This is a genomic window from Micromonospora sp. CPCC 205546 (assembly GCF_036902715.1).
Taxonomy (GTDB): domain Bacteria; phylum Actinomycetota; class Actinomycetes; order Mycobacteriales; family Micromonosporaceae; genus Micromonospora.
In genome coordinates this window covers 17,949-43,041 of the sequence record NZ_JBAKHL010000045.1, presented here as the reverse complement: position 1 = coordinate 43,041, position 25,093 = coordinate 17,949, and the positions used below count along the sequence as shown (strand labels likewise).

Below are 25,093 nucleotides of genomic sequence, written 5' to 3'. Positions count from 1 at the left end.
TCTATCGGCCCCCCGGTACTCCGCAGCCCAGCCCGGAGGCCCGCCCACCGGTCGTGGGTGCTGAGCGCCTGGTCAGCCCCCGGATGGATCGCGGCCGGCCGGGACGCCCGGGACGGTCAGGCCGCGATCACCAACCGCCGGGGCGCCGCGACGGCCGGGGCGCCCCGGTACGCCGGCCCGGCCGGGGTCCAGGAGCCCAGCACGGCGGCCCGGGTGGCGCCGGTCACCGAGGGCAGCGCGCCGGGCAGCCCGTGCCAGGAGAGCCAGCCCAGCAGCGCGAACGCGTACGCCTCCTTGGCCTGCGCGGGCACGCCCAGCTCGTCGGTGGTACGCAGCCGCCAGCGCCCGGCCCCGAGGGCGGCCAGCCGGGCGGTCAGGGTCGGGTTGCGCACCCCGCCGCCGGCCGCGACCACCTCCGCCACGCCGTGCCGGTCGCACTCGGCGGCCACCACCCGGGCGGTCAGCTCGGTCAGGGTGGCGAGCACGTCGTCGGCCGGCACCGGCTCGCCGAGGGCGGCCAGCCGGGCGTCCAGGTAGCCGGCGTGGAACAGCTCCTTGCCGGTCGACTTGGGCGGGGGCGCCGCGTAGTACGGCTCGGCGAGCAGGGAGTCGAGCAGGCCGGGGTGCACCCGACCGGCCGCCGCGCGGGCGCCGTCGAGATCGCACGGCCGCCCCAGCAGCCGCCGGGCCGCCGCGTCGAGCAGCGCGTTGGCGGGCCCGACGTCGTACCCGAGCACCGGCGCGCCCGGCGCGAGGACCGTGAGGTTGGCGATGCCGCCCAGGTTGAGCGCGGCGCGCGGGGCCGCGCCGTCCGCCGGGTCGAGCAGCAGCGCGTCGAACGCCGGGACCAGCGGCGCGCCCTGCCCGCCGGCGGCGACGTCCGCCGAGCGCAGGTCCGACAGCACCGGTACGCCGACCCGGGCGGCCACCCGGGCCACGGCGCCGAGTTGCAGGGTGCCCCGGACCCGCCCGCCGTCGACCCAGTGGAAGACCGTCTGCCCGGGCGAGACCACCGCGTCGACCGCGCCGCCGGCCAGCTCGACGCCGAGGGCCGCGGCCTCCGCGAAGACCTCGCCGAGGCGGTTGTCCAGCCGGCAGACCGCCTCGACCGTGCTGCTCCCGGGCGGCAGCACCGCGCCGATCGCGGCGCGCAGGCCGTCGTCGTAGTCGAGGCTCCGGTGGCCCAACGGGCGCAGCCGCAGCGTGTCCCCGTCGGGGGCGAACTCCGCGGCGGCCACGTCCACCCCGTCGTAGGAGGTGCCCGACATCAGTCCGACGATCTTCATCGCGTCAGGCTAGCGGTCGGCCCCGTCGGGCGGCAGGAGCAGACCGACCAGCTCGACGTGCTGGGTCATCGGGAACAGGTCGAAGCCGCGCAGCGCGGCCAGCCGCCAGCCCAGCTGCGCGAAGGTGCGCACGTCGCGGGCGAAGGCCGCCGGGTCGCAGGCCACGTACGCCACCGCACGGGGGCCGGCGGCCACCAGGTCCCGCACCACCCGGGCGCCCGCGCCGGAGCGCGGCGGGTCGAGCACCACCACGTCGACCGGGCCGGTGATCCGGCGGCGGGCCAGGGCGGTCTCCACCCGGGCGCCCACGATCTCGACCCGGGGCAGGTCGCGCAGGTTCTCCCGGGCGGCGGCGACGCCCTGGGCCGCCGACTCGACCAGGGTGACCCGGCCCGCGTCGCCGACCCGGTCGGCCAGCGCGGCGGCGAAGAGCCCGGCCCCGCCGTAGAGGTCCCAGGCCCGCTCGCCCGGGCGCGGGTCGGCCAGCGCCAGCACCGCGCCGACGAGGGTGTCGGCGGCGGCCGGGTGGACCTGCCAGAACGACGACGCCGGCAGCGCCCACTCCCGGCCGGCAGCCACCTCGCGGACCCGCTGCGGGCCGCTGACCGTGCGGGGCACCCCGTCGGCGACGGCGGTCACGGCCACGTCGCCGCCGGTGGAGGCGACCGTCTCGACCGCGTCCGCGTCCGGCCAGCGCGTCCCGGAGGGGACCAGCACGGGCAGCTCCCGGATGGCCGGGTGCGCGATCAGGCAGCGGTCGATCGGGACCACCTCGTGCGAGCGGTGCTTGAGCAGGCCGGCCCGGCCCGCGCCGTCGACGGCGTAGCGGACCCGGGAGCGCCAGCCGAGCGGTCCACCGGGCAGCGCCTCGACCCGGACGCCGAGGGCGTCCAGCGCGGCGTCCGTGAGCCCGCCGAGGCGGGTGAGCTGCTCGCGTACGACCGCCGCCTTCCAGTCGAGCTGGGCGGCCGGGGCGACGTGCTGCAGGTCGCAGCCGCCGCAGCGGCCCGGCTTCGCGTACGGGCATGGCTGCTCGACCCGCTCCGGGGCGGCCTCGAGCACGCTCACCGCGTCGGCCCGGACGAACCCCCTGTGCACCTCGGTCACCTCGGCGACGACCCGCTCGCCGGGCAGCGCGTGCCGGACGAAGACCACCTGGCCGTCCACCCGCGCGACGCAGTGCCCGCCTGGGGCGACCGCCCCGACGGTCAGCTCGACCCGCTCGGCCTCCTCGAGCCCTCGACCTTCGCCCTGCGCGGTCACCGCTCACCTCCACCACTCGGGCCGCCCTCGCCGGGCGGCGCGGACACGACGGGCGGGACGCTCGGCGGCAGGGTGCCGCGCGGCGCGACCCGGGGACCGCGCGCCGGACCCCGGGTCAGGGTGGCGTCCAGCCGGTCCAGATCCTTGCCTGCGGTCGAGGCGAGCTGCCACGGCACGCTGGTCACCATCACCCCCGGTTCGAAGAGCAGCCGGCCCTTCAGTCGCAGCGCGCTCTGGTTGTGCAGCAGGTTCTCCCACCAGCGCCCCACCACGTACTCCGGGATGAAGACCGTCACCACGTCGCGCGGTGACTCCCGGCGCACGCCGGCCACGAAGCCCAGGATCGGCCGGGTGATCTCCCGGTACGGCGAGTCGACCACGGTCAGCGGGACCGGCAGGTCCCGCCGTTCCCACTCCGCCTGCAACTCCCGGGTGTCCTTCTCGTCGACGTTCACCGTCACCGCGGTCAGGGTGTCCGGCCGGGTCGCCCGGGCGTACGCGATGGCCCGCAGCGTCGGCTTGTGCAGCTTGCTGACCAGCACGACGGCGTGGTTGCGGGCGGGCAGCACCCCGCGGTCCTCGTCCGGCGGGGTCAGCTCGGCGGCGATGCGGTCGTAGTGCCGGCGGATGGCCAGCATCAGCACGTAGATCATCGCCATCGCGGCGATGGCGATCCACGCCCCGAGCAGGAACTTCGTGACGAGCACGATGACCAGCACCGCGCCGGTCATCACCATGCCGAACGTGTTGATCGCCCGGGAGCGCAGCATCCGCCGGCGCGCCTGCGGGTCCCGCGCGGTCTTCAGGTGCCGGTTCCAGTGGCGGATCATGCCGGCCTGGGAGAGCGTGAACGAGACGAAGACGCCCACGATGTAGAGCTGGATGAGCTTCGTCACCTCGGCCTGGAAGCCGACGATCAGCACGATCGCGGCGACGGCCAGGAAGACGATGCCGTTGGAGAAGGCCAGCCGGTCGCCGCGGGTGTGCAGCTGCCGGGGCAGGTAGCGGTCCTGGGCGAGGATCGAGCCGAGCACCGGGAAGCCGTTGAACGCGGTGTTCGCGGCGAGGAAGAGGATCAGCGCGGTCACCCCGGCGACCACGAAGAGCAGCACCGAGCCGGAGCCGAAGACCGTCTCGCCGAGCTGGGTGGTGACGGTCTTCTGCACGTACCCCTCGGGGCCGGAGATGATCTGGAGCCTCGGGTCCTCGACGAACTGCAGGCCGGTGAGGCGGGACAGCCAGATGATGCCGACCAGCATGGCCACCGAGATGGTGCCGAGCAGCAGCAGGGTGGTGGCCGCGTTGCGGCTCTTCGGGGCCTTGAACGCCGGCACCCCGTTGGAGATCGCCTCCACGCCGGTCAGCGCCGCGCAGCCCGAGGAGAAGGTGCGCAGCAGCAGGAAGACCAGGGCGAAGCCGGTGACGCTGTGCTCGGCCTGGATCTCCAGGCCGGCGCTGGGCGCGCGCAGGTCGTGGCCGAGCACGAAGACCCGGATCAGGCCGGTGAGCAGCATCCCGACCATCACGATGATGAAGCCGTAGGTGGGGATGGCGAAGGCCGTGCCGGACTCCCGCAGGCCGCGCAGGTTCACCGCGGTGAGCAGCACCACCGCGGTGACGGCGATCAGCACCTTGTGGGTGGCCACGAACGGCACCACCGAGCCCAGGTTGGCCACCCCGGAGGAGACCGAGACCGCGACCGTGAGCACGTAGTCGACCAGCAGCGCGCTGGCCACCGCGACGCCCGCCCGGGGGCCGAGGTTGACCGTGGCGACCTCGTAGTCTCCGCCGCCCGAGGGGTAGGCGTGCACGTTCTGCCGGTAGCTGGCGACGACGGTGAGCATCACCACCACGACGGCCAGGGCGATCCATGGCGAGAAGAAGTACGCCGAGGCGCCGGCGATGGAGAGGGTCAGCAGGATCTCGTCGGGCGCGTACGCGACGCTGGAGAGCGCGTCGGACGCGAACACGGGCAGCGCGATGCGCTTGGGCAGAAGCGTGTGCTTGAGCCGGTCGGACCGGAACGGTCGACCGAGGAGCAGCCGCTTCAGCAGCGAGGTGGGTCTGGCCACGACCGCCAAGCGTACGACCACCCGGAAGTGCCTCGTGGGGTGGCCGATCACGGCGCGGCGGACCGGCGGAGTACCGTCGGTCCGCGCCCGCGCCCGGAACGTGGCAGGCTCGCAGACGGCAGGCTCACCGACCGGGCGTTGCGCACCTTGAGGAGGGACGCGGTGCATGTCGTGATCATGGGTTGCGGCCGGGTCGGCTCGACCCTCGCCTACAGCCTGGAGTCCCGGGGGCACTCGGTCGCGGTCATCGACCACGACGCCGACGCCTTCCGCCGGCTCGGCCCCGACTTCGCCGGGATCACCGTCACCGGCGCCGGCTTCGACGGGGAGGTGCTCCGGCAGGCCGGCATCGAGCGGGCGGACGCCTTCGCGGCCGTCTCCAGCGGCGACAACTCCAACATCATCTCCGCCCGGCTCGCCCGCGAGACGTTCGGCGTGTCCCGGGTGGCGGCGCGCATCTACGACCAGCGCCGCGCGCAGGTCTACGAGCGGCTCGGCATCCCCACCGTGGCCACCGTCCGGTGGACCGCCGACCGGATGCTGCGGCACCTGGTGCCGGAGGGGAACGTGGAGATCTTCCGGGACCCGACCAGCACGGTGTCGATCGTCGAGGTGCCGGTGCACAAGGACTGGGTCGGCCGGCCGCTGCGCACCCTGGAGGAGGCGAGCGGGGCCCGGGTGGCGTACCTGATCCGGTTCGGCATCGGCACGCTGGCGACGCGCTCCAGCGTCGTGCAGGAGGGCGACCAGGTCTTCATGCTGGTCACCGACGACCTGGCGGCGACGGTCACGTCGGTGGCGGCGGCGCCGCCGGAAGGAGGGCTGTGAGCATGCGCATCGCCATCGCCGGCGCGGGCAACGTGGGCCGCTCGATCGCCCAGGAGCTGATCGACAACGGCCACCAGGTGATGCTCATCGAGCGGCAGCCCCGGATGCTGCGGCCCGACCGGGTGCCGGCCGCCGACTGGGTGCTGGCCGACGCCTGTGAGCTGGCCAGCCTGGAGGAGGCCGACATCGCCGGCTGCGACGTGGTGGTCGCCGCCACCGGGGACGACAAGGTCAACCTGGTGGTCTCGCTGCTGGCCAAGACCGAGTTCGCGGTGCCCCGGGTGGTGGCCCGGGTCAACCGGGCGGAGAACGAGTGGCTCTTCACCGAGCAGTGGGGCGTCGACGTCGCGGTGAGCAAGCCGCGGGTGATGGCCGCCCTGGTCGAGGAGGCGGTCACCGTCGGCGACCTGGTCCGGCTGATGACCTTCCGGCAGGGCGAGGCGAACCTGGTGGAGATCACCCTGCCGCCGACCGCCCCGTACGTCGGGGAGCCGTTGCGCGCGGTCCCGCTGCCCCGCGACTCGGCGCTGGTGGCGATCCTGCGCGGCAAGCGGGTGCTGGTGCCCACCCCGGACGATTCGCTCGAGGCCGGCGACGAGCTGATCTTCGTGTGCACGGCCGAGGTGGAGGACGCGGTCCGCACGGTGGTGCTCGGGGCGGACAGCGTCGAGCGCACCCGCGGGCAGCGCTGATCCCGCGGCGGTTCAGCCGCCGGGTGGCGCTGGGGCGGTTCGGTCGCCGGGCAGCGCCTCGGATTCCGACTCCCGGGTCACCCGCCGCACCGTCCAGACGGTGATCAGCAGCAGCAGCACGTACGGCGGGTAGCCCAGCGCCAGCCGCGCCACGCCGAGCGCCGTGTCCTGGTGGGCGAGGTAGAGCCCGGCCTGCACGCCCACCTTGGCCAGCCACACCACGCCCCAGAGCACGGTGAGCCCGGTGAAGGTGCGCACCAGGCGCGGGTCGTCGCGCCACTCCGAGCGGCCCTTGGCCACCAGCACCGACCAGATCCACCCCACGAGGGGCTGCCGGATGGCCGCCGAGACGAGCAGGGCCAGCCCGTAGCCGATGCCGTAGAGGATGCCGGGCAGGTAGAAGTCGCGTTCGTCGCCGGTGCGCCAGGCGATCGCGGCGCCGACGGCGATGCCGAAGAGCCCGTTGACCGCGTGCCGGACCGGTCGCCGCTGCGCCAGCCGGAGGCCGGCGATCACGAGCGCCACCGCCACCGAGGCGATCACGGCGGGTCGCAGGTCGCCGATGATGTTGGCCAGCACGAAGACGACCACCGGGATGCTGGACTCGACCAGCCCCCGCCAACCGCCGAGCTGGTCGGCCATCTGCTCGGCGAGGGTGGGCAGCGGCTCCTCGCCCTGCGGGTCGCTCTCCGGATGTGCCGCCCGGTGCTGTCCCGTCGTCATCGCACGCCTTCCGTCCGCCGCGGCCACCGGGTCACTTCGGCGGTTCCAGCTCGTAGTACGGGTTGTAGATCACCTTGCGGTCGTCGCGCAAGGCCACCCGCCCGCGCGCGGTCAGGTGCCGGCCGGGCTCGATGCCGGCGATGTGCCGCCGGCCCAACCAGACCAGGGTGACCACGTCGCTGCCGTCGTAGAGGTCCGCCTCCAGCGTGGGCAGGTTGGTCCGCGGGGTGTAGACCACCGTGCGCAGCCGTCCGGCCACGGAGACCACCTGGCCCCGCGTGCACTGCCCGGCCGGGACACCGCCGTGCTCGGCGCTCTCCCGGCGCAGCTCCTGCGCCTCGATCTCCGCCTCGCTCGCGGTGAGCCGTCGCAGCATGCGGCGCAGCGAACCCCGGCCCTCGTCGGTCGACATGACCTCCGCGTCACCCTCTCCACGCTGGCCGACGCGACGCCGACCCGGGTAGGTCCCCCGGCGGCGCCGGAACCGTCCCGCCAGCGTACGCCGACGGGGCCGGTCCCGGCGCGTCGTGACAGTCGGTCAGGCCTCGCGGGGCGCGGGCGCGGGGTTGCCGTCGGCCGCGGCCGCGTCACCCGCCTGGTCGGTCACGTCCCGGGGCAGCCGCAGCGGCAGCGGCTCGCGCACCGGCTTGGCCTCCTGGCCCCGGTCGACGACCAGGCCGTCGAGGCACTCGGCGAGCGGGCCGGCGGCGGCCGGGTCGGTGGCCGCGTCGCCCTGGTAGACACCGCGGACCATCCAACGCGGCCCGTCGATGCCGACGAACCGCAGGGCGGTCAGCCCGTCCGGGGTGCGCACCCGGGCGTGCAGCTCGGTGCCGTACTCGCCCTGGACCTCCTGGGCCGCCGCGCCGTCGTTGAACAGCGACTTGCGGATCTCCTCGCGCACCTCGTCCCAGATGCCCTCGGAGCGGGGCGCGGCGAAGACGCCGAGCTGGAGCGCGTTCGAGCCGTGCACGAGCACGACCTGCTGGATCACGCCCTCCGGGTCGGCCTGCACCCGCACCTCGACGTCGCGCACCGCCGGGATGTGCAGGCTGCCCAGGTCCAGCCGCTGCACGCCCTCGGGCGCCTCGGAGATGTCGTACGGGCCGCGGGCCGGGGCCGGCTCCTCGTGGGAGTCGAGGACCTCGGTCGTCCGCTCGTCGCGGGCGTGCCGTCCGGCACTGTCCCGCTTCCGGGAGAAGATCACTGCGCCAACCCTCCGCTGTTCGTTCTCACCCTGCCACCTCTTCCGTCCGGCCGCCTGCCCGGTCCCGCTCTTCCCGTCGCGCGTCCGGCACGTCCGGCGCCCCCGGGACCCCGCCCTGCCCGCCGCCCGTGGGAGGCGGCACCAGGCCGGCGTGGCCACCCGTGGAGCCGTGCCCGCCGCTCCCGCGCCGGGACGCGGGCAGCTCGGCCGCCGGCCGGAACTCCGCCCGCGCCACCCGCTGCACGACGAGCTGTGCGATCCGGTCGCCACGGGAGATCTTCGCCGGTGTCTCCCGATCATGATTGATCAGGTTGACCAGGATCTCACCCCGGTAGCCGGCGTCGACCGTACCGGGCGCGTTGAGCACCGTCACGCCGAGTCGGGCCGCGAGTCCCGAACGGGGGTGGACCAGGCCCACGTACCCCTCGGGCAACGCGATCGCCACGCCGGTCGGGACCAGGGCCCGGCCGCCGGGTGGCAGCTCGACGTCCGCCGCCGCCACCAGGTCTGCCCCGGCATCGCCGGGATGGGCGTACGCCGGCAGCGGCAGCCCGGGGTCGAGCTGCCGCACGGGCACGGGTACGACGTCGGTCACGGTTCCCCTCTTCCGTCCGTTTCGCTGGGGTGACCCTGCCATCCTGCCGGTTCCAGCGCCCTTCGTGCGCCGTACCCTCGCAGGAGTGAGCCAGTCACCATCCTCGCCGTCCCCGGCGCCGCCCGCCGCGGCGCCCCCGCAGTACGCCGAGCGGCTCGGCCTGCCCTGGTGGCTGTGGCTGGGCGGGCTCGCCGCGGCGGCGCTGCTCGCCGTGGAGGTCTGGATGGGCGCGCCCGGCGTGCGCGCCTGGCTGCCGTTCGTGGTGCTGCTGCCGGCGACCGCCGCCGGCCTGGCCTGGCTCGGCCGGATCAGGATCGCGGTACGCGACGGCGAGCTGCGGGTGGACGACGCCCGGCTGCCGGTCACGTTCGTCGCCGACGTCGTCCCGTTGGACGCCGCCGGCCGGCGTGAGGTGCTCGGGGTCGGCGCCGACCCGTTGGCGTTCGTGGTGCAGCGGCCGTGGATCCCCGGTGCCGTCCAGGTGGTCCTCGACGACCCGGCCGACCCCACCCCGTTCTGGGTGGTCAGTACCCGCCGCCCGGTCGAGCTGGCCGAGGCGGTCCTCGCCGCCCGCGACGCCGCCCGTCCCTGAGCCGCCCGGCTCCTGCGCCCCCTCGCCGAACCCGTCAGGGGTCCTGTCCGCCCCTGCGCCGCCCTGCCCCGTCGGGCGCCCGGTCGGTTCAGCCGGCGCCGGGAAGGGCCGGCGGGGTGCCCGGCCGGAGCGCGGACTGGCGACGCAGGTCGCCGCGGAGCTGGTCGGCCATCGCCCGGGTGGCCCGGCGGTTGAGGTAGCTGGCCACCGCAGCCCCGGTCAGGAAGGGGCCGAGAGTGGTCAGGTTGCGACCGAAGCGCTTGAGCAGCGTGTCGCGCAACTCCTTGCGGGCTGCGGTGCCCAGCACGGCGCCGACCCCGACCCCGGGCATCATCGGATTGATCCCCCGCTGCCCGGCCCAGGACTGCACCAGCGCCATCGCCCGCTGGGTGCCGCCGGTCGGCACCGGCACCCCGTAGACCTCGTGCAGCTCGCCGATCAGCTTCAGCTCGACGGCCACCACCGCGACCGTCTCGGCGGCCAGCAGGACCGGCGCGGAGAGCAGGGTCGGGGCGACCGCCCACTCGACCGCCGCCACTCCCCCGCCGGCGGCGCCGATCCCGGCCGTCGTACGCGCGGCGTTGCGCACCAGCCGCTCGGCCAGCTCCTCGCCGTCCAGGCCGTCGAAGTGCTGGCGCAGGGTGGCCAGGTCACGCACCGGCACGTGCGGGGCGATCTCGGCGACGGTGTCGACCATCCAGCGCATCGCGCTCTTCGGCTTGAACAGATCCGTCAGCCCGCGCGCCCGCGCCTGCCCGACGAGCCGACCGAGCAGCTGGCGTCGGCGCGCCGGCTCGACGTCGTCGGCGGTCAGCGCCGCGACGGTGGCGCCAAGCTCGTCCGCGCCGGGCGCGGACACGGCGTCGGCGTGGTCGCCGCGCGGAGACACCACGTCGGCGTGGGCACCGCGCGCGGACACGACGTCGGCGCGGTCGCCGCGCACGGGGTCGCCCGTGTCGCCGGCCCGGGTCGGCTCCGCGTCGCGCGTGCCGCCGAACTCACTCCGCTCGCTCATGGACCGACCTCCCGAATGGACCGACGTCGACACGACGGTCACCCGTCAACGAGTCAAGCAGGTCCCCCGGAGTAGCGCACGGCGACTCGATCAGCGGCGGCCCCGACGAGGGAGCCGCCGCTGGTGCGGACGCACGGTGTCAGACGCACTCGCGGCAGATGAGCTCGCCCTTGCGCTCGACCGCCAACTGGCTGCGGTGATGCACCAGGAAGCAGCGGGCGCACCGGAACTCGTCCTGCTGCATCGGCAGCACCTTGACCGTGAGTTCCTCGTCGGCCAGGTCGGCACCGGGCAGCTCGAAGCTCTCGGCGACCTCGGCCTCGTCGACGTCCACGGCGCCGGATTGCGAGTCGACGCGTCGTGCCTTGAGCTCTTCCAGGCTGTCCTCGCCGAGGTCGACCTCGTCGCGACGCGGGGCGTCGTAGTCGGTGGCCATCGGTCTCACTCTCCCATATCGATGTTGTCGCTTCCGGTTGTAACGCCGGACGACGCCGTTTCGGTTCCGCTGGCCGGCCACCACTTGTGTCGGTCACCCGACCCGAAGACAGCACGGACGGAGGCATCCCCAAGGAACACCCGGCGAGGCGCGGAACCATACCCCCCTTTGGGCGAGGCATGTATACCGCCCTCGTGGCTGAGATGTACGCCCCCGCACGCGAAGTTGTTCCCAATGTGACTCAGGCGACACGAAGATAGGGGTAGTACTACCCCGTTCCCGGATGGCGCGCCGGCATGTCCGGCTGTTTCCACGCGACGGCCGGACAACCGTTAACCTCAGCGGCGTACTCGACGGCCGGCGGGGCGGCCCGACCACCGGCGGCCGCCACCACCCACCACTGTCCGGGGAGCGCCCTGATGAGCTTTGCGCGAGTGCGAGCACTCGTTGTCGTCGGCCTGCTGGCGGTGCTGGCCCTCGTCTTCGTGGTCGTCGCGCTGGTCCGCGACACCCAGAGCAGCGCCGGCCTCGCCGGAGGTTGTCCCGAGGGCTGGCCGCTGGCCGACGTGACCCTGCGGGACCACAAGGACGTCAAGATCAACGTTTACAACGCGACCGACGAACCGGGCCGGGCCAACACCGTCGCGGACGACTTCCGCAACCGCAAGTTCCAGGTCAAGAAGGTCGGCAACGAGAAGAAGCAGATCGACGACGTCGCGGTCCTGCGGTACGGCCCCAAGGGCGTGGGCTCCGCCCACCTGCTGCGGGCGTACTTCCTCGACAACGCCGAGTGGGAGTACAACGCCGAGCGCACCGACGACGTCGTCGACGTGGTGCTCGGCAGCGGCTTCCAGCAGCTCGCCACCACCACCGAGGTCAACCAGTCCCTGGGCGACCTCGGCGCCCCGGTCGCGCCGCCCGGCTCCTGCCCGATGACCGAGGACGACTGACCGCCTCCCGCCGCGCCCCCGGATCGAGCGGGGGCGCGGCGACGGCCGGTCAGGGACCGCCCGAGGCGTCCAGGTCGGCGAGGCGGTCGTGCAGGGGCTTGAACAGCGCGGCCGGTGCGGCGATCACCAGGTCCGGCCCGGCCGGCAGCCCGCCCAGCCCGGCGACCAGCAGTCCGGCCTCGGTCGCCACCAGGGCGCCGGCCGCCTGGTCCCAGGCGGCGAGCCCCTTCTCGTAGTAGGCGTCCACCCGCCCCTCCGCCGCGAGGCAGAGGTCCAGCGCGGCGGCGCCGAAGCGGCGGATGTCGCGGATGTGCGGGATCAACTCGGTGATCACCCGGGCCTGGTGCGCCCGGCGTTCCGGCTCGTAGCCGAACCCCGTGGCGACCAGCGCCTGGCCGAGGTCGGTCTCGGTGGAGCAGCGCAGCCGCTCGCCGTCGCGCCAGGCGCCCCCGCCGAGGGTGGCCGTCCACTCCTCGCCGGTGCTGATGTTGCGCACCACCCCGGCGACCACCTCGCCGTCGACCTCGGCGGCGAGCGACACCGCGTAGTGCGGGATCCCGTAGAGGTAGTTGACGGTGCCGTCGATGGGGTCCACGATCCAGCGGACACCGCCGGGGCCGACCGGGCCGGTCTCCCCCGCGCCGTACTCCTCGCCGAGGACGGCGTCCCCCGGCCGCACCCGGCGCAGCGCGTCGATCACCTGCCGCTCGACCGCCCGGTCGGCGGCGGTCACCACGTCGGTGACCGTGCTCTTGGTGGCGGCGACCGACACGCCCTCGACACGCATCCGGTGCGCGGTCGCGGCCGCGTCCCGGGCCACGTCGACCGCGATCTCCAGCAGTTCCGACGGCGCCGAACGATCCATGGTTCGTCCCCTTCCCGCACGGCCGGGGTGTTCCGGGTCACGCGCGGGTACCATCCTTACAAAGTCCACATCTACGTCGAATCGGCGGTCCCCGCCGCCGGTCGGCCGTGCGGCGACGGATGATCGCCGCAGACGGCGTTACAATTCACCCCTGCCCACGCTGCGACGGACCGCCACGACCGGCCGGCCCGGGACACGGGGGTCCCTCAACCACATCGCCCGGCACGGTGCCCCGTTCTGCGTCGGACGACCCGGCCGTGCTCGCTCTTCGCCTCCGGAAGGTCATTCGTGACAGAACCCCGCCAGACCGGCGCCGACGTTCGCTCGCTCACCGACACTCTGATCGCCCACGCGCAGAGCGCCGGCGGCCAGCTCACGTCGGCTCAGCTCGCGCGCACCGTCGAGTCCGCCGAGGTGACTCCGGCCCAGGCCAAGAAGATCCTGCGGGCGCTCTCCGAGGCGGGAGTGACCGTGGTGGTGGACGGCTCGGCGAGCACCCGCCGCCGCGTCGCCGCCGCCCGATCGGCCACCCCGGCGTCCCGGGCCACCACCGCCAAGACCACCAAGAAGGCCGTCGCGCCCGCCCCGAAGCAGGCGCCCGCCGCCGACGAGGCCCCGGCGCCCGCCGCGCGCAAGGCCGCCCCCCGCAAGGCCGCCGGGACCACCGCCGAGGTGGCCGCCAAGGCCGCCGCGCCCGCGAAGGCGACCAAGGCGACCCGGGCCACCAAGGCGACGGTCGCCGCGGCCGGCGCCAAGCCGACCAAGGCCGGCGGCAAGGCCAAGGGTGAGGGCGCCGAGGGCGACATCGACCCGGAGGAGCTCGCCGCCGCGATCGAGGACGTGGTCGTCGAGGAGCCGGCGGAGCTGACCCGGGCCGCCGAGACCGACGCCGCCAACTCGGCCAGCGACAACGACTTCGAGTGGGACGACGAGGAGTCCGAGGCGCTCAAGCAGGCGCGCCGCGACGCGGAGCTGACCGCCTCCGCCGACTCGGTCCGGGCCTACCTCAAGCAGATCGGCAAGGTCCCGCTGCTCAACGCCGAGCAGGAGGTGGAGCTGGCCAAGCGGATCGAGGCCGGGCTCTACGCCGCGGAGCGGCTGCGCGCGGCCGAGGAGGGCGAGGAGAAGCTCACCCGCGACATGCAGCGGGACCTGGGCTGGATCTCGCGCGACGGCGAGCGCGCCAAGAACCACCTGCTGGAGGCCAACCTCCGCCTGGTCGTCTCGCTGGCCAAGCGCTACACCGGTCGCGGCATGGCCTTCCTCGACCTGATCCAGGAGGGCAACCTCGGCCTGATCCGCGCGGTCGAGAAGTTCGACTACACCAAGGGCTACAAGTTCTCCACCTACGCCACCTGGTGGATCCGGCAGGCGATCACCCGGGCGATGGCCGACCAGGCCCGCACCATCCGCATCCCGGTGCACATGGTCGAGGTCATCAACAAGCTCGGCCGCATCCAGCGCGAGCTGCTCCAGGACCTGGGTCGCGAGCCCACGCCGGAGGAGCTCGCCAAGGAGATGGACATCACACCGGAGAAGGTGCTGGAGATCCAGCAGTACGCCCGGGAGCCCATCTCGCTGGACCAGACCATCGGCGACGAGGGCGACAGCCAGCTCGGCGACTTCATCGAGGACTCCGAGGCCGTGGTCGCGGTGGACGCGGTCTCGTTCTCGCTGCTGCAGGACCAGCTCCAGCAGGTGCTGCAGACGTTGTCCGAGCGTGAGGCGGGCGTGGTACGCCTGCGCTTCGGCCTGACCGACGGCCAGCCGCGCACGCTGGACGAGATCGGTCAGGTCTACGGGGTGACCCGGGAGCGCATCCGGCAGATCGAGTCCAAGACGATGTCCAAGCTGCGTCACCCGTCGCGTTCGCAGGTGCTCCGGGATTACCTGGACTGATCGGGATCGTCAACCGAACGTGTCGTTTTGACCACCTGGCGTGCAACGTCGGAAGGTGATCGTCCGGTTGCACGATTGTGATCGTTGACGTGGCACCCTTGGTGCACGGCACACTGTCCCTGCCATGTGTGACCTCGGTCCCCCGCGGGCACACAGGGAAGGCAGCGCCGGGACAGGGTGTTGCACGATAGGTGAGCAACGACCGAAGAGATTGTTCATCGGTGACGACCAGAGGAGGAAGGCGATGACCCCGACCCTCACGCCGCCGCCCGAGACGGTGGCTCCCCCAGCCGCCGATGAACGGTGCGACCGCTGCAATGCTGCCGGCAAGCTCCGGATCACTCTGGCGGGTGGGAGCGAACTGGTGTTCTGTGGGCACCACGCGAACAAGTACGCGGAGGATCTCGTGAAGATCACCGTGCGGTTCGCGACGGACCCGGAGTTCAGCTGGCGTGGCGCCGATCTGATGGCGAACTGAGAGATTCCGCAGCACTGACGACATAGCCGGCCGGAGGCCCCCGAGGGGGCCTCCGGCCGGTTTTTGCGTGGATCCGGGATCCGACCCGTCGCGGGCTCGCTCCGGGGCCGTCTGCAGCGATCCGGGGCGTCGTAGGCCCCACGCCGTCGCAATGGCCCGGCCGCAGGGCCGCGGGCCGTCGCAACGGCCCGGCCGGCCCAGGGCGGCGGACCGGCCCAGAGCCGCGGACCGGCTTAGAGCCCGTGGACCGGCCCAGGGCCGGAGCGTCCGGATGTCCCGACGTCGGAGAGCTCGACGTCGGAGCGTCTCGACCTCAGAGGGTCTGGACGGTCGCGATGCGTTCCTCGAGCTGCTCGATGGTGGCCTGGGCGCTCGGCGGTCCGCCGCAGAGACGGCGCAGCTCCGCGTGGATCTTCCCGTGCGGCTGCCCCGTGCGGTGGTGCCGGGCGGCCACGAGGGCGTTCAGTTGGCGACGTAGGGCGACCCGACGCTGGGCGGCACTCATCGGTGCCGGCGGCGCTGTGGGCGCCTCAGCGGCCGCCTCAGCCGGCCTGGCGGCCCGCCGCCGCTGGGCGGCGAGCTGCTCCTGCTGCCGCTTGGTGAGCAGCAGGGACACCTGGTCCGCGGTGAGCAGCCCCGGCAGGCCCAGGTATTCCTCCTCTTCGGGGGTGCCGGCCTGGGCGGCGGTGCCGAACGAGGCGCCGTCGAAGATCACCTGGTCCAGCTCGGCGGTGGCCGAGAGCGCGGCGAAGCGCTTCTCCAACTCGCCGCTGGCCTGGTCGTCGCGCTGGGCCCGCTCCAGCAGGTCGTCGTCGAAGCCCTCGCGGTCCTTGGGCTTGCCGAGCACGTGGTCCCGCTCGACCTCCATCTCGCTGGCCAGCCCCAGCAGGTGCGGCACGCTGGGCAGGAAGACCGAGGCGGTCTCGCCGGGACGGCGGGCGCGCACGAAGCGGCCGATCGCCTGCGCGAAGTAGAGCGGGGTGCTGGCGCTGGTCGCGTAGACGCCGACGGCCAGCCGGGGGATGTCGACACCCTCGGAGACCATCCGGACCGCCACCAGCCAGCGCTGCTCGGACGACGCGAACGTGGCGATCCGCGCCGAGGCGCCCACGTCGTCGGAGAGCACCACCGCCGCGCGCTCGCCGGTCACCTGCGCGATGAGCTTGGCGTACGAGCGGGCGGACTGCTGGTCGCTGGCGATGATCAGCCCGCCGGCGTCGGGCATCCCCGCGTTGCGCAGGACGGTGAGCCGGGCGTCGGCGGCCCGCAGCACCTGCGGCATCCAGTCGCCCGCCGGGTCCAGGGCGGTACGCCACGCCTGCGCGACGAGGTCCTGGGTCATCGGCTCGCCGAGCCGCGCCGCCAACTCCTCCCCCGCGTTGGTGCGCCACCGGGTCTCCCCCGAGTACGCCAGGAAGAGCACCGGCCGCACGACGCCGTCGCGCAGCGCGTCGGCGTAGCCGTAGACGGAGTCGGCGCGGGAGCGCAGCAGGCCGTCGCCGCCCCGCTCGTAGCTGACGAACGGGATCGGGTTGTCGTCGGAGCGGAACGGGGTCCCGGTGAGCATCAGGCGGCGCTCGGCGCCCTCGAAGGCCGCCTTCACCCCGTCGCCCCAGGAGCGGCTGTCCCCCGCGTGGTGGATCTCGTCGAGGACGACCAGGGTGCGCCGGGTGAGGGTGCGCCGCTTGTGCACGTGCGGCGCCATGCCCACCTGCGCGTACGTCACGACGGCGCCGTGGAAGTCGGCGGACGAGTGCAGGTCGGCGTTGCGGAACGCGGAGTCGAGCTGGATGCCGACCCGGGCCGCCGCCTGCGCCCACTGGGTCTTCAGGTGCTCGGTCGGAGCCACCACGGTCACCGCCTCGACGGTGCCGTCGGCGAGCAGCTCGGCGGCGATCCGCAGGGCGAAGGTGGTCTTTCCGGCGCCCGGGGTGGCGACCGCCGTGAAGTCGGGGTCCCGCCGTCGCAGGTATTCCACGAGTGCCTTGCGCTGCCATGCGCGCAGTGCCGGAAACGTCTCGATCGCCGGCAACCGGGCCGCCACGGGAAGCTCCTCTCCGACCGCCTGACGGCGGACCCCGGGCGAGGGCCACGGGTACCGCCGCCCATGAAAACGCCTCCGCGCAGATGGTGCCGCGAAGGCCGACTCAGCATAACCAGCGCGGGCCGCCCGACCCAGCCGACGCCACGCTGGTCACTCGGGCACCGGGTTCACCGGTGGCTGCCGCGTCTCCGTACGCGGGGCGCGCAGGGTGGCCACCGGCGCCGACCAGCGCCGGCGCAGCGCCACCAGGCGCAGCAGAAAGACCACCGCGGCCGCCGCGGTCAGCCAGCCGGCGTTGGCGTGCCCGAGGGCGTCCAGCAGCGCCACGAGGACCGAGCCGGCGAGCGCGGCGACGGCGTAGATCTCCCGGCGCAGCACGACCGGGATCTCGGCGGTGAGCAGGTCCCGGCCGAGGCCGCCGCCGATCGCGGTGAGCATGCCGATCACGCAGGCACCGACCGCCGGCACCTGGGCGTCGAGGGCCCTGACCGTGCCGGTGACGGTGAACAGCGCCAACCCGGCGGCGTCCAGCACCAGCACGGTGGTGCGCAGCCGGGCGAACTGGGGATGCAGCCAGAAGACGGCGGCGGCGGTGACGGCGGCCGTGGCGGCGTACCGCCAGTCGCCGAAGGCCAGCGGCGGCGCCTCGTCGATCGCCAGGTCCCGGAAGATCCCGCCGCCGAGCGCGGCCACGAAGCCGACGAAGACGACGCCGAAGAGGTCGAGCCGCTTGGCCACCGCCGCGGAGGCCCCGGAGGCGGCGAAGACCGCCACCCCGGTGAGGTCGGCGAGGAGTAGGGCGGTGGAGGTGGTCACCGGCGAAGGTTACGTGCGCGACCGGGAGGGTCGCCCACGCTCACTCGCCCCAGGAGTCGTAGATCTCCTTGCACTTCGGGCAGACCGGCGAACCGGGCTTGGCGGCCTTGGTGACCGGGAAGGTCTCCCCACACAGCGCGACGACGAAGGTGCCCATGACGGCACTCTCGGCGATCTTCTCCTTGCGCACGTAGTGGAACATCTCGGGACCGGTGTCGGCGTCCTTCAGCTCCGGACGCTCGAGAACCTCTGTGCTCACTTCTGCACCTCCGACCGTCAAGTCTGGCAGGTCACCCCCGCTCCGGTCCACTGCAGGTCGCCCGGTCGGGGGCCGTACGGTGGTGACGTGACCGACTTTCACATCCGCTACGGCAGCGAGGTTGCCGACGCCCTGCGCGACGGGCGTCCCGTCGTCGCCCTGGAGAGCACCATCGTCTCGCACGGCCTGCCCCGGCCGGACAACCTGCGGGTGGCCCGCGAGATCGAGCAGGCCGTACGGGACGCGGGCGCGGTACCGGCGACCATCGGCATGGTCGGCGGGCGGCTGGTGGTGGGCCTCGACGACGCCGAGCTGACCCGGCTCGCCACCGTCGACGGCGTCGCCAAGCTCTCCGTACGCGATCTCGCCCTCGCCGCTGCCACCGGCGCGGACGGCGCCACGACCGTGGCCGCGACCAGCGCGGTGGCCGCCGCCGCCGGGATCGCGGTGTTCGCCACCGGCGGCCTCGGCGGCGTGCACCGGGAGGCGGCGCAGACCTTCGACGAGTCGGCCGACCTGGTCACCCTGGCCCGTACGCCGATCGCGGTGGTCTGCGCCGGGGTCAAGTCGATCCTCGACGTGGGCGCCACGCTGGAGCGGCTGGAGACCCTCGGCGTCGGCGTGGTCGGCTTCCGGACCCGGCGCTTCCCCGGCTTCTTCATCACCGACGGCGGCTTCGACCTGGACTGGTCGCTGGACTCGGCCGAGCAGGTCGCGGACGTCCTGGCGGCCCGGGAGCAGCACCGCGCGCACCACGGCGGCCTGATCGTGGCCAACCCGCTGCCGACCGACGAGCAGCTCGACCCGCAACTGCACGACCGGACCCTGGCCGACGGGCTGGCCCTGCTGGAGCGCGACGGGGTGACCGGCAAGGCCGTGACACCCTACCTGCTCGCGCACTTCCACTCGGCGACCGAGGGCGCGAGCCTGGCGGTGAACGTCCGGATCATCCTGCGCAACGCCGACCTCGCCGCCCGGATCGCCGTCGCCGCGGCCGCCCGCCGTGCCAAGGCATGACCGCGGGGCGGGTCCTCGTCGTCGGTGACCTGATCACCGACGTGGTGGCGGTGCTGGCCGGGCCGATGGCCACCGGATCGGACACCCCGGCGGCGATCCGGTTCAGCGGCGGCGGGCAGGCCGCCAACACCGCGGCCTGGCTCGCCGCGCAGGGCGTACCGGTCACGCTCGTCGGCGCCGTCGGCGACGACGACGCCGGGCGGGACCGGGTGGCCGAGCTGGAGCGCGTGGGGGTCGTCTGCGCGACGAGGGTGTGCCCGGAGCGGGCCACCGGGACGGTCATCGTGCTGGCCACCGCCGACGAGCGGTCGATGATCACCGAGCGGGGCGCGAACCTGCGGCTGGCCCCGCACGACGTCGACGCGGCGCTGGCCGCGGCGCCGGACGCACGGCACCTGCACCTGTCCGGCTACACCCTGCTGGACGCCGAGAGCCGGCCGGCGGGGCTGCGGGCGCTCGCCGCCGCCCGCGAGCGTGGGCTCACCACCAGCGTCGACGCGGCCTCCGCCGCCCCGCTGCGGCGGGTGGGCGCGGCGGCCTTCCTGTCCTGGGTACGCGGGGTCGACCTGCTCCTGGTCAACGCCGACGAGGCGACCGTGCTGGCCGGTGGACTGGACCCGGCGGCGCAGGGGCGGGCGCTGTCGGCCTCCGCCCGACGGATCGTCGTCAAGCAGGGCGCGGCCGGGGCGGTCTGGGTGGACCGGGACGCCTCCGTCGCCGTGGCGCCGGCCCGCCGGGTGGCCGTGGTCGACGTCACCGGGGCCGGGGACGCGTTCGCGGCCGGGCTGCTGGCCGCCTGGCTCGACGGCGCGGAGCCGGCGGTGGCGCTGCGTCGCGCCGGCGACCTCGGCGCCCTCGCGGTCTCGCAGATCGGCGCCCGCCCCACCGGCTGAGGCGCGACGGGGTCAGGCTCGACGCCGAACTCGGATCGCCGGGTCAGGCTCGACGCCGGTCGAGGGCCGGCCGGGTCAGGGCTCGGCGTCGATGATCTTGTGCGGGCGTTCCTCGGCGGTGAGGCTCATCGGCGGGGTCTCGTCCCGGTGGCGCGGCTGGAACCGGTTGGCCAGCCGGTGCTGCTCCTTGGGTGGCCGGTCGTTGGCCAGCAGGACCGCCAGCCACGGGATGAGCACCATGCCCAGGCCCACCATCGGCAGCCAGAGCCAGGGCAGCGGCGCCTGCACGATGACCAGGACGGCACCGACGATGATGCAGGCCACCCGGATGCCCATCATCAGCACGTAGCGCTTCTGACGGCTGGTGAGCTGGTCGTCCTGGCTGCGCGCGGCGTCGGTGATCAGGATCGGCTCGTACGCCTGACGCTTCACCACGGACCTCCTCGAGGGGGTTGCCCCCATCCTGTCACCTCCGGCCGGTGATCAGCGAGGATCGCAGCACGCGGATACCGTGTTACGTGCGTGGTACGCTCGCGCCGTGGGCAGCAGGTTCAGCTTCACCGACGAGGCGTTGGCCAACCTGAGGGTCTACGACGTCACGCCCGGGGAAGTCTGGGAGGCGCTGCACAGCACCCGCCGGGTGATCCGGCACCTCGGCGACGACGTGATGGTCGTCTACGCCGCCGCCCGCCGGGGGCGCCGGCTGGCCGTGCTGCTCGCCGAGGCCGACGGCACCGACAACGACTGGGACATCCTCTCCGCCCGTGAGCTGAGCGACGTCGAGGCGAAGCGCTACGACGAGGCCGTGCGGAGATCTCGCCGACGAGGAGGCGGTGACGATGAACCGTAACGACGCCACCAAGCAGTTCCACAGCGGCGGTGACCGGCTCGCGGAGCTGATCGACGGAAGCCAGTCGGTGGAGCTGCCCACCCCCGACACCGACGATCCCATGGTCAGCCGCTCGGTGCGCCTGCCGCTCGAGACGTACGAGCGGGTCCGCGCCGCCGCCGACGCGCGCGGCATCGGCGTCACCACGCTCATGCGGCAGTGGATCGAGGCCGGCCTGGCCGACCTGGACGACTCGGCCACGGTCTCCCTGGCCGACGTCCGGCGGGCGCTGGCCGCCCTCTCCCGGCCGACCGCCGCCTGACCCGCCCCGTCACGGCGCGGGGAACTCGCCCCCGCCGGTCCCGCCGGTCCCGAGCGGCGACGCGGCCGTCTCGGGCGGGCGCCCCCTGCTGCGCCACGCGTCGGCGGCCGCCACCCCCGCCAGCACCAGGGCGACCAGCGCCAACGCCAGCATGGGCGGCCCCAGGGTGAGCGCCGGCGACAGCAGGAGCAGCACCAGCAGGCCCGCGACCCGCGACCGGGACACCCGGCCGAAGATCTCGTACTCGAAGCGGGCCCGGGCCGCGAGGAAGATCACCGGCCCGCCGACGACGAAGACCAGCCAGGTCGGGTCGGTCCGCCCGTGCGGGTGCGCGATCACCAGTTCGTAACCGACGGCGGTGCTCAGCACGCCGATCACGATGACCAGGTGGGTGCTGCTGGCGGAGGCGCCCAGCCGCCCGGGTGACCGGGCCACCCGCAGCGCCTCGGCGAGCAGGTGACCCGCCCGGTGGAAGTAGATCCGCCAGAGCAGCGCCGTGGTGGCGAAGGCGGTCGCGAAGGCGCCGGCCCGGTCGGCGGTGAACTCCGCGCCGCTGTAGGTCAGCCCGATGACCAGGATGGTCTCCCCCAGCGAGATGAGGAAGATCTGCTGGTACCGGTCGGCCAGGTGCTCACCGGCGATCAGCCAGCCGGCCGTGCGCGCCGGCCCCAGCCGGGGCAAGGGCCAGCCGAGCAGCAGGCCGGCGTAGTCGACGACCATGGCGAGCGTCCAGAGCGGCAGGCGCAACTGCTCCGGCCCGAACGCCCCGGCCAGCCACGGCACGGCCCCCGCGACCGCCCAGGCGAAGAGCCGCAGCGGGACCGTGCGGCGCGGGTGGTGGCGCAGGGCCGTGGCGACGACCAGCGGCCGGACGAGCATCACCGCCAGGTACGCCAACGCGAACGAGACCGCCCGGTCCTCGAACGCCCGGGGCAGCGCCACGGCCATCACCATGGCGCCGAACATCGTCCCGACCACGACGAACTGGATCACCGGCATCTCCGGCTCGTACCGGCTGGTGACCCAGGTGGTGATCGACCAGAGCAGCCACAGCGCCAGGAAGAGCACGCCCGTGCGCCCGATCTCGGCGAGCAGCATCCCCACGGAGCCACCGGTGCCCTCGACCAGGCGCAGCGAGACCCGGGTCAGCGCGAAGACGAAGACCAGGTCGAAGAAGAGCTCCAGGAAGGTGGCCCGGGGCGAGCTGTTCTCCGGCCGCAGCAACCGCCCGCCGCGGTCGTCGGTCATCGGCTGCCCGTCGTCGCCATCCTGGCTACAACGACCGCCCCGACGGTCGGTTGCGTCAGCCTCCGGTGCTCTTCGCCTTCGCCGCCGCCTTCATCCGCTGCTTGTACTCGCGCACCTGGCGCAGCGAATCCGCGTCGGTGACGTCGGCCACCGACCGGTGGGCGTCCGCCTCGCCGTAGCCGCCCGCCGCCTCCCGCCAGCCCTCCGGCGTGACCCCGAACCGCTTGCCGAGCAGCGCGAGGAAGATCTGCGCCTTCTGCGCGCCGAAGCCGGGCAGCTCACCGATGCGGCGCAGCAGCTCCCGGCCGTCGGCGACGTCGGACCAGAGCCGGGCGGCGTCGCCGTCGTACCGGTCGACGAGGACCCGGCACACCTCCTGCACCCGGGCCGCCATCGCCTTCGGGAACCGGTGCAGCGCCGGCGGCCGGGCGAAGAGGGCGACCAGCGCCTCCGGGTCGTACCCGGCCAGCTCCCGGGCGTCCAGGTCACGTCCGAGGCGCTGCGCCAGCACGTGCGGCGAGGAGAACGCCTTCTCCATCGGCACCTGCTGGTCGAGCACCATGCCGAGCAGCAGCGCCAGCGGGCTGCGCTGCAGCAGCCGGTTGGCCTCGGGGTCGATGGGCAGTGCGATCGTCATGGCGTCAATGCTGTCACCACCCGCAGCGGCCGGTACCCGGACACGCGCGTCGCGTACCGCGGACGGGTCGCGGGAGACGCGCCGGGCGCTCCGGAGGATCGCCGGGTGGCCGCGTACCGGCGCCGGGCACCAGGCAGGATGGCGACGTGGACGGACACGACATGTTGCTCTCCCCCGCCGGGGTCGAGGCGCTGCGGACCGCGCTGACCCGGGCCGGGTTCAGCTCCAACGGCATCGCCACCCGGCTCGGCGCCCAGGCCACCGGCGGCGTCGCCCGCAACGACTTCCGCGCGGCGCTGCGCGCCACCGAGGACCGCGACCCGCTGGGCACCCTGATCCGGGTGTTCATCTGCGAGCAGACCGAACCGGAGGCCGCCGTGGCCGCCGCGCTGGCACCGTTGTCACTGGACGAGGCGCTCGCCGGGGGCCTGGTCGAGCGGCACGGCGACGGGCTGCGGATGGGCGTGGACCTGGAGCCGTACGGGGACGACTGGTGGGTGATCGCCGACGTGCCCGCCAGCGCCCGGCCCGGTCGTCCGCTGCACTCCGAGCACGTGCTCGGCATCGGCGGGGCGACGCAGACGTTGATCGGCGCCACCGTCCGCCGGCCCGTCGAGACCGCGCTGGACCTGGGCACCGGCTCCGGCGTGCAGGCCCTGCACCTGGGCACCCACGCGCGGCGGGTGACCGCCACGGACCTCTCGGCGCGGGCGCTGCGCTTCGCCGCCACCACCGCCGCGCTCAACGGCCAGGACTGGGAGCTGCTCCGCGGCGACCTGGTCGCCCCTGTCGCCGGCCGGCGCTTCGACCTGGTGGTGAGCAATCCGCCGTTCGTGGTCGGCCCCGGCACCACCACGCACGTGTACCGCGACTCCGGCCGGGTCGGCGACGCGATCGGCGCGGAACTCGCCGCCGCCGCGCCGAGCCTGCTCACCGAGGGCGGCACGATGCAGTACCTGGCCAACTGGGTGCACGTCACCGGCGAGGACTGGGCCGAGCGGGTGACCGGCTGGTTCGCCGGCACCGGGCTGGACGCCTGGGTCATCCAGCGCGAGGTGGCCGACCCGATGGCGTACGTCAACCTGTGGCTCACCGACGTGGGCGAGGCGGCCGACCCGCGCCGGATGGCCGACTGGCTGGACTGGTTCGACGCGCACAAGGTCGAGGCGGTCGGCTTCGGCATCGTCTCGCTGCGCCGCGGCGGCCACGACGACCCGCTCGTGCGGGTGGAGGACCTGCGCCAGCGGGTGCAGGCGCCGCTCGGCGAGCGGGTCGACACGTGGTTCGACCGCCAGGACTGGCTGCGCGCCCGCGACACCGACGGCCTGCTCGCCGCCCGTTTCCGGGCCGCCGACGGCCTCCAGCTGCGGCAGGAGGCCACCATGGGCGACGAGGGCTGGGCGGTGGACCGGCAGGTGCTGGCCATGCCGCACGGCCTGCGCTGGACCGAGGAGATCGACCCGCTCGTCCTAGCCCTGGTCGGCGGGGCCGACGGACGACTGGCGCTGGGCGACCAGCTCGCCCTGCTCGCCGCCGCCCACGACGTCGCCCCCGGCGAGCTGGCCGAGGCCGCGGGGCCGATCGTCGCGCACCTGGTCGAGCGGGGCTTCATCGAGCCGGTGACCGACTGATGCGGGCCGTGGTGCAGACCGTCGGCCGGGCCTGCGTGACGGTCGACGGCGAGGTGGTCGGCGCGATCGACGAAGGGCTGCTGGTGCTGCTCGGGGTGACCCACACCGACACCGTCGAGACCGCCCGGACGATGGCTCGCAAGGTGCACGAGCTGCGGATCCTCGACGACGAACGGTCCGCGGCGGACACCGGCGCGCCGATCCTGGTGGTCAGCCAGTTCACCCTCTACGGCGACGCCCGCAGGGGCCGCCGCCCGAGTTGGACGGCGGCCGCCCCGGCCGAGGTCGCGGAGCCCCTGGTGACGGCGGCCGTGGAGGCGCTGCGCGAGCGGGGCGCGACGGTGCGGACCGGGCGCTTCCGCGCCCACATGCTGGTCGAGAGCGTCAACGTCGGCCCCCGCACGGTGCTGCTCGACCTCTGAGCGCCGTACTCCGGCCTCTCCTCGCCGGTCACGGGGACGACGGATTCCGTCCCGTCGCCCTCGTGCCCCGACCG

Annotated in this window: 28 protein-coding genes; 12 read left to right on the top strand and 16 right to left on the bottom strand. The window is 74.2% G+C overall.

Annotated features, from left to right (window positions below):
• Positions 1 to 116: 116 nt before the first annotated feature.
• From V6U77_RS20645 to V6U77_RS20635, 3 genes are read right to left on the bottom strand one after another with little or no spacing between them, the layout of a single operon-like run.
• Positions 117 to 1,286 (bottom strand): anhydro-N-acetylmuramic acid kinase, encoded by a 1,170-nt coding sequence (locus tag V6U77_RS20645; RefSeq protein ID WP_334608023.1) that lies wholly within the window; start codon positions 1,284 to 1,286, stop codon positions 117 to 119.
• Between the two features lie 9 nt (positions 1,287 to 1,295).
• On the bottom strand, positions 1,296 to 2,549 hold the full coding sequence (locus V6U77_RS20640; RefSeq protein ID WP_334608022.1) for a class I SAM-dependent RNA methyltransferase: 1,254 nt from the start codon (positions 2,547 to 2,549) through the stop codon (positions 1,296 to 1,298).
• Entirely contained in the window at positions 2,546 to 4,621 is a 2,076-nt protein-coding gene (locus tag V6U77_RS20635) for an APC family permease (protein WP_334608021.1), read from the bottom strand. The genes V6U77_RS20640 and V6U77_RS20635 overlap by 4 nt, the downstream gene beginning before the upstream one ends.
• A gap of 162 nt (positions 4,622 to 4,783) precedes the next feature.
• On the opposite strand from V6U77_RS20635, the gene V6U77_RS20630 reads away from it, so the two are divergent.
• Both V6U77_RS20630 and V6U77_RS20625 read left to right on the top strand, forming a co-directional pair.
• Positions 4,784 to 5,449 carry a potassium channel family protein gene (locus V6U77_RS20630; RefSeq protein ID WP_334608020.1) on the top strand — a complete coding sequence of 222 codons (666 nt, stop codon included), beginning with the start codon at positions 4,784 to 4,786 and terminating at the stop codon, positions 5,447 to 5,449.
• 2 nt (positions 5,450 to 5,451) lie between these two features.
• The gene (locus V6U77_RS20625) at positions 5,452 to 6,141 is read left to right on the top strand and encodes a potassium channel family protein (RefSeq protein WP_334608035.1); all 690 of its coding nucleotides are present in this window, start codon (positions 5,452 to 5,454) and stop codon (positions 6,139 to 6,141) included.
• Between the two features lie 12 nt (positions 6,142 to 6,153).
• On the opposite strand, the gene V6U77_RS20620 is transcribed toward V6U77_RS20625, so the two are convergent.
• From V6U77_RS20620 to dut, 4 genes are all read right to left on the bottom strand, one after another.
• Positions 6,154 to 6,864: a DUF3159 domain-containing protein gene (locus V6U77_RS20620; RefSeq protein ID WP_334608019.1), complete on the bottom strand. Its 711-nt coding sequence runs from the start codon at positions 6,862 to 6,864 to the stop codon at positions 6,154 to 6,156.
• Between the two features lie 31 nt (positions 6,865 to 6,895).
• Entirely contained in the window at positions 6,896 to 7,276 is a 381-nt protein-coding gene (locus V6U77_RS20615) for an OB-fold nucleic acid binding domain-containing protein (RefSeq protein WP_334608018.1), read from the bottom strand.
• 126 nt (positions 7,277 to 7,402) lie between these two features.
• A complete protein-coding gene (locus tag V6U77_RS20610; protein ID WP_334608017.1) occupies positions 7,403 to 8,071 on the bottom strand; it encodes a DUF3710 domain-containing protein in 669 nt (222 codons plus the stop codon).
• Positions 8,072 to 8,096: 25 nt separating this feature from the next.
• Positions 8,097 to 8,666 carry a dUTP diphosphatase gene (gene dut / locus V6U77_RS20605; protein WP_334608016.1) on the bottom strand — a complete coding sequence of 190 codons (570 nt, stop codon included), beginning with the start codon at positions 8,664 to 8,666 and terminating at the stop codon, positions 8,097 to 8,099.
• 85 nt (positions 8,667 to 8,751) lie between these two features.
• On the opposite strand from dut, the gene V6U77_RS20600 reads away from it, so the two are divergent.
• On the top strand, positions 8,752 to 9,258 hold the full coding sequence (locus V6U77_RS20600; protein ID WP_334608015.1) for a DUF3093 domain-containing protein: 507 nt from the start codon (positions 8,752 to 8,754) through the stop codon (positions 9,256 to 9,258).
• Positions 9,259 to 9,346: 88 nt separating this feature from the next.
• Here the strand turns inward: V6U77_RS20600 and V6U77_RS20595 are convergent, their stop codons facing one another.
• Both V6U77_RS20595 and V6U77_RS20590 read right to left on the bottom strand, forming a co-directional pair.
• Entirely contained in the window at positions 9,347 to 10,273 is a 927-nt protein-coding gene (locus V6U77_RS20595; protein WP_334608014.1) for a hypothetical protein, read from the bottom strand.
• A 139-nt stretch (positions 10,274 to 10,412) separates the two neighbouring features.
• A complete protein-coding gene (locus V6U77_RS20590) occupies positions 10,413 to 10,709 on the bottom strand; it encodes a DUF4193 domain-containing protein (protein WP_334608012.1) in 297 nt (98 codons plus the stop codon).
• A gap of 434 nt (positions 10,710 to 11,143) precedes the next feature.
• Here V6U77_RS20590 and V6U77_RS20585 point away from each other — a divergent pair, with 434 nt between their 5' ends.
• The gene (locus tag V6U77_RS20585; RefSeq protein ID WP_334608033.1) at positions 11,144 to 11,659 is read left to right on the top strand and encodes a LytR C-terminal domain-containing protein; all 516 of its coding nucleotides are present in this window, start codon (positions 11,144 to 11,146) and stop codon (positions 11,657 to 11,659) included.
• Positions 11,660 to 11,708: 49 nt separating this feature from the next.
• Here V6U77_RS20585 and V6U77_RS20580 read toward each other — a convergent pair whose 3' ends face one another.
• A complete protein-coding gene (locus tag V6U77_RS20580; RefSeq protein ID WP_334608010.1) occupies positions 11,709 to 12,524 on the bottom strand; it encodes an inositol monophosphatase family protein in 816 nt (271 codons plus the stop codon).
• Positions 12,525 to 12,812: 288 nt separating this feature from the next.
• On the opposite strand from V6U77_RS20580, the gene V6U77_RS20575 reads away from it, so the two are divergent.
• Together V6U77_RS20575 and V6U77_RS20570 are read left to right on the top strand one after the other, a co-directional pair.
• Positions 12,813 to 14,423: an RNA polymerase sigma factor gene (locus tag V6U77_RS20575; protein ID WP_334608009.1), complete on the top strand. Its 1,611-nt coding sequence runs from the start codon at positions 12,813 to 12,815 to the stop codon at positions 14,421 to 14,423.
• A 244-nt stretch (positions 14,424 to 14,667) separates the two neighbouring features.
• Positions 14,668 to 14,901, top strand: coding sequence for a DUF7455 domain-containing protein (locus V6U77_RS20570; RefSeq protein ID WP_074474066.1), 234 nt, complete (start codon positions 14,668 to 14,670; stop codon positions 14,899 to 14,901).
• Between the two features lie 313 nt (positions 14,902 to 15,214).
• Here V6U77_RS20570 and V6U77_RS20565 read toward each other — a convergent pair whose 3' ends face one another.
• From V6U77_RS20565 to V6U77_RS20555, 3 genes are all read right to left on the bottom strand, one after another.
• Complete coding sequence (locus V6U77_RS20565) at positions 15,215 to 16,945, bottom strand: DEAD/DEAH box helicase (RefSeq protein WP_334608008.1); 1,731 nt, start codon at positions 16,943 to 16,945, stop codon at positions 15,215 to 15,217.
• Positions 16,946 to 17,095: 150 nt separating this feature from the next.
• Positions 17,096 to 17,761, bottom strand: a complete 666-nt coding sequence (locus V6U77_RS20560; protein ID WP_334608007.1) for a trimeric intracellular cation channel family protein — start codon at positions 17,759 to 17,761, stop codon at positions 17,096 to 17,098.
• Positions 17,762 to 17,801: 40 nt separating this feature from the next.
• Positions 17,802 to 18,020 (bottom strand): DUF3039 domain-containing protein, encoded by a 219-nt coding sequence (locus V6U77_RS20555; RefSeq protein WP_089001394.1) that lies wholly within the window; start codon positions 18,018 to 18,020, stop codon positions 17,802 to 17,804.
• A gap of 87 nt (positions 18,021 to 18,107) precedes the next feature.
• Between V6U77_RS20555 and V6U77_RS20550 the strand changes: the two genes are divergently transcribed.
• A complete protein-coding gene (locus V6U77_RS20550; RefSeq protein WP_334608006.1) occupies positions 18,108 to 19,037 on the top strand; it encodes a pseudouridine-5'-phosphate glycosidase in 930 nt (309 codons plus the stop codon).
• Positions 19,034 to 19,930 (top strand): carbohydrate kinase family protein, encoded by an 897-nt coding sequence (locus V6U77_RS20545; RefSeq protein WP_334608005.1) that lies wholly within the window; start codon positions 19,034 to 19,036, stop codon positions 19,928 to 19,930. The genes V6U77_RS20550 and V6U77_RS20545 overlap by 4 nt, the downstream gene beginning before the upstream one ends.
• A gap of 75 nt (positions 19,931 to 20,005) precedes the next feature.
• Here V6U77_RS20545 and V6U77_RS20540 read toward each other — a convergent pair whose 3' ends face one another.
• Entirely contained in the window at positions 20,006 to 20,362 is a 357-nt protein-coding gene (locus tag V6U77_RS20540; RefSeq protein WP_334608032.1) for a DUF3099 domain-containing protein, read from the bottom strand.
• Between the two features lie 106 nt (positions 20,363 to 20,468).
• On the opposite strand from V6U77_RS20540, the gene V6U77_RS20535 reads away from it, so the two are divergent.
• Complete coding sequence (locus V6U77_RS20535) at positions 20,469 to 20,780, top strand: hypothetical protein (RefSeq protein ID WP_334608004.1); 312 nt, start codon at positions 20,469 to 20,471, stop codon at positions 20,778 to 20,780.
• A complete protein-coding gene (locus tag V6U77_RS20530; RefSeq protein ID WP_334608003.1) occupies positions 20,770 to 21,081 on the top strand; it encodes a hypothetical protein in 312 nt (103 codons plus the stop codon). The genes V6U77_RS20535 and V6U77_RS20530 overlap by 11 nt, the downstream gene beginning before the upstream one ends.
• 9 nt (positions 21,082 to 21,090) lie before the next feature.
• On the opposite strand, the gene V6U77_RS20525 is transcribed toward V6U77_RS20530, so the two are convergent.
• Both V6U77_RS20525 and V6U77_RS20520 read right to left on the bottom strand, forming a co-directional pair.
• The gene (locus V6U77_RS20525; RefSeq protein ID WP_334608002.1) at positions 21,091 to 22,329 is read right to left on the bottom strand and encodes a low temperature requirement protein A; all 1,239 of its coding nucleotides are present in this window, start codon (positions 22,327 to 22,329) and stop codon (positions 21,091 to 21,093) included.
• A 55-nt stretch (positions 22,330 to 22,384) separates the two neighbouring features.
• Positions 22,385 to 22,966: an HhH-GPD-type base excision DNA repair protein gene (locus V6U77_RS20520; protein ID WP_334608000.1), complete on the bottom strand. Its 582-nt coding sequence runs from the start codon at positions 22,964 to 22,966 to the stop codon at positions 22,385 to 22,387.
• Positions 22,967 to 23,112: 146 nt separating this feature from the next.
• Here V6U77_RS20520 and V6U77_RS20515 point away from each other — a divergent pair, with 146 nt between their 5' ends.
• Both V6U77_RS20515 and dtd read left to right on the top strand, forming a co-directional pair.
• A complete protein-coding gene (locus tag V6U77_RS20515) occupies positions 23,113 to 24,597 on the top strand; it encodes a DUF7782 domain-containing protein (protein WP_334607999.1) in 1,485 nt (494 codons plus the stop codon).
• Positions 24,597 to 25,019, top strand: a complete 423-nt coding sequence (gene dtd, locus V6U77_RS20510; RefSeq protein WP_334607998.1) for a D-aminoacyl-tRNA deacylase — start codon at positions 24,597 to 24,599, stop codon at positions 25,017 to 25,019. Before V6U77_RS20515 ends, dtd begins: the two co-directional genes overlap by 1 nt.
• The last annotated feature ends 74 nt before the right edge of the window (positions 25,020 to 25,093 follow it).